Here is a 7,263-nt window from a genome sequence, read left to right on the forward strand (position 1 = left end):
CCCACATCCATGTGGTCGTGCGCGAGATTCGGGGCAGTTTATGAAATATCCGGGTTAGTACTCACCAACAAAGTGAAGGTTTGGAGGTGCTTCGCGGTGTGGCAAGCGCACGAATCTCCTGGAACTTTTCATTAATTCCAAGTGTCTATCCAGTGTCTAGCGAGCAATTTATTTAGTCAAAACGGAACTATCATAATGAATGTTGGTGATTTAGCAGCACATCTTGCGTTGTTTGGCCTGAAAACGATGGTCACCAATGAAGGTTCGCTTTTCGGTTTCCCTCAGCCAAAATGGCTGGATTATGAAGTGGCGGCCATTTCCGGAGGCCTTGGTACCTTCCTGAGCCTGACGCAATGCGTTCTGGAAGGCGGAAGCCCATCAAGGCGCACAAAGGTTACGCTGGTAATGAATCTGGCCACTCTGGGTTACAGTTTAAAGGCTGCCTGCCAACACTCTCTTTTTAGGGCTGCCTGTTTGGAAGAGTTCAGGGATTTTGGTTTTACGAATAACCCGGATTGCCCCTCCGTTTGTGATTTGCTTGATTTGCCCAAAGATCAGTGCTACTGGACCGGATAGATAATGTTCGCAAAGTGCTGTTTGACATCCGCCACCGGCTAATTCAGGCCTGACTTGTGGGTTAAAGAATGATGTTCTTAATATCATCATCCTTTCGATCCAGGTAATGAGTGGACTGGATGCGGCGGATGGTTCGGGATTTACCGCGAACCACCAGGGTTTCGGTAGTAGCGATATTGCCTGTGCGCATAATGCCCCGGAGCAAATCACCCTTGGTGATGCCGGTGGCTGAAAAGACCACGTTATCGGAACTGGCCATCTCATCAAGGCGCAGTACTTTACCCGGTTCGACCCTCATTTCCCGGCAGCGTTCCGCTTCCAGTCGGGCAGCCGCAATATTTTCCGGCGTTTCACCCTTGGCCTTGTCACGGGTTACCAGGCGGCCGTGCATATCACCGCCCAGTGCCCGGATAACGGCCGCTGAAACCACGCCTTCCGGTGCTCCGCCCACGCAGTACATCAGGTCAACTTCGCTGTCGTGCATGCAGGTAAGAATAGAAGCAGCAACATCGCCGTCAGGAATGGCAAATACGCGGACACCCATGCTCTGCATCATGGCAATGGCGGCATCATGGCGTGGTTTGGCGAGGGTGATGACCACCAGGCTTTCGATGGGCTTGTGCAGGGCGCGGGCGATATTCCGGATATTCTCGCGCAGTCCCAGGTTCAGGTCGATCACGCCTTTGGCGCCTGGTCCACAGACCAGCTTCTCCATATACATGTCCGGCGCTTTCAGAAAGGAACCTTTTTCACCGGCAGCCAGAACGGCAATGGCGTTATTCTGGCCCATGGCCGTCATGCGGGTGCCTTCAATGGGGTCAACAGCAATATCAATGCTTTCGCCATTGCCGGTGCCGACTTTTTCACCAATATAAAGCATGGGTGCTTCGTCGATTTCACCTTCACCGATCACAATCTCACCATGCATATCGACTTTATTCAGCATGGTGCGCATGGCTTCGACGGCGGCGCCGTCAGCGGCATTTTTATCACCTCGTCCAAGCCATTTATAACCTGCCAGGGCGGCGACTTCGGTGACCCGGGAAAATTCGATTGCCAGTTCGCGTTTCATTGAGTTTTAAACTTTGAAGGTGTGTGGGGTGGGGACTTTAGCATATCTGGCAATGCTTATCAGTTTTCCGGGTAAGTGATTGCCGGAAATGGTGATTTGTTGAAGAGTATAGATAAATCATTGGGTTATCTGTTTTTTCTGGCCTGCTTGTGTTAACTTTTTGCCCGTAAATCATCTTTCAGGTCTTTTGTTAACCCTCCTTGATTCAGTAAGAATCCCCTGTTAACCAGGCTTCTTTGCCAGACTATGGGATATTTCTCGCCTTATATGGCTGAATCCCCTACTTGACGTTGCTTTTGTCGATCCGTAAAATTTCTGCGCTTTATTTTGCCCGTGGTTCGCTTCTTGTGAGTTAGTCGTGGATCGGGTCGCATAAGCCGGTTTCTGCCGGCTTTTGCTGTTTAAAGCAGGAGTTTGGACTGCTCTTTCCTCTGACGGTTCAGACTCAACACTTAGAAACGGTTCTCGAATAGAGATTGGAGTTTGCTGAATGGCAACAATTAACCAGCTGGTGCGCAAGCCCCGGAAGCGTAAGGTTAAAAAGACGGACGTGCCTGCGCTGCAGGCCTGTCCTCAGCGTCGCGGGGTTTGCACCCGTGTTTATACCACTACCCCTAAAAAGCCTAACTCTGCGCTGCGTAAAGTATGTCGTGTGCGTTTGACCAACGGCTTTGAAGTGACTTCCTACATCGGTGGTGAAGGTCACAACCTGCAAGAGCACAGTGTTGTTCTGATCCGTGGCGGTCGTGTAAAAGACTTGCCAGGTGTTCGTTACCATACCGTTCGCGGTAGCCTGGATACCCAGGGTGTTAACGATCGTAAGAAGGGCCGTTCCAAGTACGGTACCAAGAGACCTAAGGGCTAGACACTGGTTGCCAGAGACTAGTGTCAAGCCAGGTAAGAATTTATTTAATAATCAGGTTGATGAGAGTAAGGCCAGGTCACTGCTTTTTCGTACAACTTTTTTGTACAGAGAATGCCACTGATTGATCCTGGATTACCTGAAGACCGACGTAGAGGGCTTATCAATGCCAAGAAGACGCGTAGTCGCTAAGCGCGACGTGCTGCCAGATCCTAAGTTTGGCAACAAAACACTCACTAAATTCATCAACCACGTGATGGTCAGCGGTAAGAAATCTGTCGCTGAAAAAATCGTATATGGTGCCCTGGACATCGTTCTGGAGCGTACCAATAAGGAGCCTCTGGAGCTGTTCGAGAAAGCTCTGGAAACCATCGCTCCTATGGTAGAGGTTAAGTCTCGCCGTGTTGGTGGTGCCACTTATCAGGTACCGGTTGAAGTTCGTCCTGCCCGTCGTACTGCCCTGGCCATGCGCTGGCTGGTAGACGCTGCGCGCAAGCGCGGTGAAAAGTCCATGAAACTCCGCCTGGCTGGAGAGCTGCTGGACGCTGCCGAAAGCAAGGGCGCTGCCGTTAAGAAGCGTGAAGACGTGCATCGCATGGCTGAAGCCAACAAGGCATTCTCCCACTACCGTTTCTAAGTATCAGAGGATTGAGTCGTGGCCCGTAAAACCCCGATTAACCGCTATCGCAACATTGGTATCTGTGCCCATGTTGACGCGGGTAAGACAACGACCACAGAACGTGTTCTGTTTTACACCGGTCTGAGCCATAAAATCGGTGAAGTTCATGATGGTGCTGCCACCATGGACTGGATGGAGCAGGAGCAGGAGCGTGGTATCACCATTACTTCTGCTGCTACTACCTGTTTCTGGCGTGGTATGGATGCTCAGTTTGACGAGCACCGTATCAATATCATCGACACTCCGGGACACGTTGACTTTACCATCGAGGTAGAGCGTTCCCTGCGTGTACTCGACGGTGCTGTCGTCGTACTGTGTGGTTCTTCCGGTGTTCAGCCCCAGACTGAAACCGTATGGCGTCAGGCTGACAAGTACGAAGTTCCCCGTATGGTCTTCGTCAACAAGATGGACCGTACCGGTGCTGATTTCGAAATGGTTATCAGCCAGCTGCGTGACCGTCTGAATGCCAACGCTGTGCCAATGCAGATGACCATTGGCTCCGAAGACGAGTTTAAAGGCGTGGTTGACCTCGTGAAGATGAAATCCATCATCTGGAACGAAGCAGACCAGGGTATGAGCTTCACTTACGAAGACATTCCTGCCGACATGGAAGCGCTGTGCGCAGAAATGCGTGAGTACATGGTAGAAGCTGCCGCTGAAGCCACTGAAGAACTGATGGAAAAATACCTGGAAGAGGGTGATCTGTCAGAAGAAGAGATCAAGGCCGGTATCCGTGCCCGTACCCTGGCCAATGAAATTATCCCGGTGTTCGGCGGCTCTGCCTTTAAGAACAAGGGGGTACAGGCTGTTCTGGACGCCGTTATCGAGCTGATGCCTTCGCCAAAAGAAGTTAAGGCGATCGAAGGTATTCTGGACGACGCAGGAGGCACTGTTGCTACCCGTGAAGCGGATGACACTGCGCCTTTTTCTGCCCTGGCGTTCAAGATTGCCACTGACCCGTTCGTGGGTACTCTGACCTTCGTCCGTAACTACTCCGGTGTCCTGAACTCTGGTGACACGGTATACAACCCGGTCAAGCACAAGAAAGAACGTGTTGGCCGTATGGTACAGATGCACGCAAACAACCGTGAAGAGCTGAAAGAGTGTGTCGCTGGTGACATCGTAGCGCTGATCGGCATGAAAGATGTCACCACGGGTGACACTCTGTGTGCCATGGACAGCATTATCACTCTGGAGCGTATGGAGTTCCCGGAGCCGGTAATCTCTGTTGCGGTTGAGCCCAAGACCAAGGCTGACCAGGAAAAAATGGGTATCGCTCTGGGCAAACTGGCTCAGGAAGATCCATCTTTCCGCGTACACACTGATGAAGAAAGTGGCCAGACCATCATCTCCGGTATGGGTGAGCTGCATCTGGACATCATCGTTGACCGTATGCGTCGCGAGTTCAAGGTAGAAGCGAACATTGGTAAGCCACAGGTTGCCTACCGTGAGAAGCTGAAAGGCTCTGTTGACGCTAACCACAAATTTGCCAAGCAGTCGGGTGGTCGCGGTCAGTACGGTCACGTTGTGGTTGAATTCTCGCCAGCTGGCTACGGTGAGGAAGGTCTGGAATTCATTAACGAAATCGTGGGTGGAGTGATTCCCAAGGAATACATCCCGGCTATCCAGAAAGGTATCGAAGAACAGATGAAGAACGGCGTTATCGCCGGCTACCCACTGCTGGGTCTGAAAGCTCGTCTGTACGATGGTTCCTTCCACGATGTTGACTCTAACGAAATGGCGTTTAAAATCGCTGCTTCGCAAGCTCTGAAGAAATACGCGCCTCAGGCCAGGCCTGTCCTGATGGAGCCTATGATGAAGGTCGAGGTGGTAACACCGGAAGACTACATGGGTGACGTTATGGGCGACCTGAACCGCCGTCGTGGTATTGTTCAGGGAATGGAAGATACGCCTTCTGGCAAGGTGATTAATGCTCAGGTGCCGCTGGGTGAAATGTTCGGCTACGCTACCGATCTGCGTTCAGCAACTCAGGGGCGTGCTACATACTCCATGGAATTCCATGAGTATGCCGAAGCGCCCGCCAGCATTGCAGAAGCGGTCATCAAAAACCAGGGTTGATATTAAATCAGGGGTTCTAACCGTCTGTTTCCCGGAATAACAGGATTTTTTATGTTTTTTTATCATGAGAAATTCTTTCCGGTGAAAATGGCTGTTAGAATGCCCTGCTTGACATTGCTACCCTCGAACTATCTACAGCTAAAGGTTAAGAGATATGGCTAAGGAAAAATTTGAACGCTCGAAGCCGCACGTAAACGTCGGCACCATCGGTCACGTTGACCACGGTAAAACCACTCTGACTGCCGCACTGACTCGTGTATGTGCTGAAATCTGGGGCGGCACCATGCGTGCGTTTGACCAGATCGACAACGCTCCAGAAGAGCGTGAGCGTGGTATCACCATCTCTACTGCACACGTAGAGTACGACTCTCCAAACCGTCACTACGCGCACGTAGACTGCCCGGGACACGCTGATTACGTTAAGAACATGATCACCGGTGCTGCCCAGATGGACGGCGCTATCCTGGTTTGTTCCGCTGCTGATGGCCCCATGCCACAGACCCGTGAGCACATCCTGCTGTCCCGTCAGGTAGGTGTACCCTACATCGTGGTATTCCTGAACAAAGCCGACATGGTTGACGACGAAGAGCTGCTGGAACTGGTCGAGATGGAAGTTCGTGAACTTCTGGACACCTACGACTTCCCGGGTGACGACACGCCAATCATCATCGGTTCTGCCCTGATGGCCCTGAACGGCGAAGACACCAACGAAATGGGTACTTCTGCTGTACGTAAGCTGGTAGAAACTCTGGACGAGTACATCCCGGAGCCGGAGCGTGCAATCGATCAGCCATTCCTGATGCCAATCGAAGACGTCTTCTCCATCGCTGGTCGTGGTACTGTAGTAACTGGCCGTGTTGAGCGTGGAATCATCAACGTGGGTAACGAAGTAGAAATCATTGGTATCAAAGAGACGACCAAGACGACTGTTACTGGTGTTGAAATGTTCCGTAAGCTGCTGGACGAAGGTCGTGCCGGTGAGAACATCGGTGCCCTGCTGCGTGGTACCAAGCGTGAAGACGTTGAGCGTGGTCAGTGTCTGATCAAGCCAGGCACTGTTACTCCTCACACCAAGTTCGAAGCTGAAGTGTACATCCTGTCCAAAGAAGAAGGTGGTCGTCACACGCCATTCTTCAAGGGCTACCGTCCACAGTTCTACTTCCGTACTACTGACGTAACCGGTGCGGTAGAACTGAACGAAGGCGTTGAAATGGTCATGCCTGGTGACAACATCAACTTCGTTGCTACCCTGATCAACCCGGTAGCGATGGAAGAAGGTCTGCGCTTCGCGATCCGTGAAGGTGGCCGTACTGTTGGTGCTGGCGTCGTTGCCAAAATCATGGAGTAATACATTTTCTTTTGAAAATTTATTCCCGAACCCCATAGAAACCCCGGCCTAAGCCGGGGTTTCTCGTTTTGGGGCTGGAAAAATAGGTGAAGCCAGAAGTTCAAAGGGCAGGTAAGGAACTGTCCTGAAATAACTTCCTCCGTTGTCATCCTGTACAGGGATTGTACAGGACCCATCTCACTTGGATGTGAACGCGCTGGCAGTTGGCTATCCCCGCAAGATGGGTTCCGCACAATCCCTGTGGAATGACAGCGGAGTAAAGTAATCGGCTTACTGCCTTCTTACTTAACGTTTAAAGCAAAGGCTAAGTGCTGCTCGCCCATAACTTTACCGGGAATTAAACACGAACCCAGTGAGCCGGGTTTTCGCCAGCAACCACAGCATTCAGTTTTTTCGTCGGAGATAGAGCGCTTACGTTATCCATTAGACAATCCTTGTGATTGTTGGTAATAGAATTTTACATTTGAATAATTGCTAAAACGATGGTCGAAATTAACGATTTTCTTTTACATAAAACACTAACCGGCCGGTAAGCAATATTCTTAAGGTGGACATTTAGCGCCTACTCCCTTCTTCGGGAAGTTAAAGACGAAACCACGAAGGTCACGAAGAGCACAAAGAAGAGATTTTCTTTCCCTTCGTGCTCT

General features: G+C 51.1%; 6 protein-coding genes. 5 read left to right on the forward strand and 1 reads right to left on the reverse strand.

The genetic code is table 11. The annotated features are described in order from the left end of the window. The first annotated feature begins 195 nt into the window (after positions 1 to 195). A complete protein-coding gene (locus KDK15_RS04805) occupies positions 196 to 576 on the forward strand; it encodes a hypothetical protein (RefSeq protein ID WP_257294228.1) in 381 nt (126 codons plus the stop codon). A gap of 61 nt (positions 577 to 637) precedes the next feature. On the opposite strand, the gene glpX is transcribed toward KDK15_RS04805, so the two are convergent. After that, on the reverse strand, positions 638 to 1,648 hold the full coding sequence (gene glpX / locus KDK15_RS04810; RefSeq protein WP_257294229.1) for a class II fructose-bisphosphatase: 1,011 nt from the start codon (positions 1,646 to 1,648) through the stop codon (positions 638 to 640). 490 nt (positions 1,649 to 2,138) lie between these two features. Between glpX and rpsL the strand changes: the two genes are divergently transcribed. The 4 genes from rpsL to tuf all read left to right on the forward strand — a co-directional run bounded on the left by rpsL (position 2,139) and on the right by tuf (position 6,616). Then, positions 2,139 to 2,513 carry a 30S ribosomal protein S12 gene (gene rpsL / locus KDK15_RS04815; RefSeq protein ID WP_257294230.1) on the forward strand — a complete coding sequence of 125 codons (375 nt, stop codon included), beginning with the start codon at positions 2,139 to 2,141 and terminating at the stop codon, positions 2,511 to 2,513. A 163-nt stretch (positions 2,514 to 2,676) separates the two neighbouring features. Further along, entirely contained in the window at positions 2,677 to 3,147 is a 471-nt protein-coding gene (rpsG, locus tag KDK15_RS04820) for a 30S ribosomal protein S7 (protein ID WP_101748087.1), read from the forward strand. Positions 3,148 to 3,165: 18 nt separating this feature from the next. Beyond that, positions 3,166 to 5,268: an elongation factor G gene (gene fusA, locus KDK15_RS04825; protein ID WP_257294231.1), complete on the forward strand. Its 2,103-nt coding sequence runs from the start codon at positions 3,166 to 3,168 to the stop codon at positions 5,266 to 5,268. 154 nt (positions 5,269 to 5,422) lie between these two features. Continuing rightward, positions 5,423 to 6,616 carry an elongation factor Tu gene (gene tuf / locus KDK15_RS04830; RefSeq protein ID WP_257294232.1) on the forward strand — a complete coding sequence of 398 codons (1,194 nt, stop codon included), beginning with the start codon at positions 5,423 to 5,425 and terminating at the stop codon, positions 6,614 to 6,616. The last annotated feature ends 647 nt before the right edge of the window (positions 6,617 to 7,263 follow it).

The sequence above is a fragment of the Endozoicomonas sp. YOMI1 genome, assembly GCF_024606345.1.
Lineage (GTDB): Bacteria > Pseudomonadota > Gammaproteobacteria > Pseudomonadales > Endozoicomonadaceae > Endozoicomonas.

Coding starts and splice junctions, on each gene's coding strand:
- tuf (WP_257294232.1), top strand. CDS start 5,423: ATGGCTAAGGAAAAATTTGAACGCTCGAAGCCGCACGTAAACGTCGGC.
- KDK15_RS04805 (WP_257294228.1), top strand. CDS start 196: ATGAATGTTGGTGATTTAGCAGCACATCTTGCGTTGTTTGGCCTGAAA.
- glpX (WP_257294229.1), bottom strand. CDS start 1,648: ATGAAACGCGAACTGGCAATCGAATTTTCCCGGGTCACCGAAGTCGCC.
- rpsL (WP_257294230.1), top strand. CDS start 2,139: ATGGCAACAATTAACCAGCTGGTGCGCAAGCCCCGGAAGCGTAAGGTT.
- rpsG (WP_101748087.1), top strand. CDS start 2,677: ATGCCAAGAAGACGCGTAGTCGCTAAGCGCGACGTGCTGCCAGATCCT.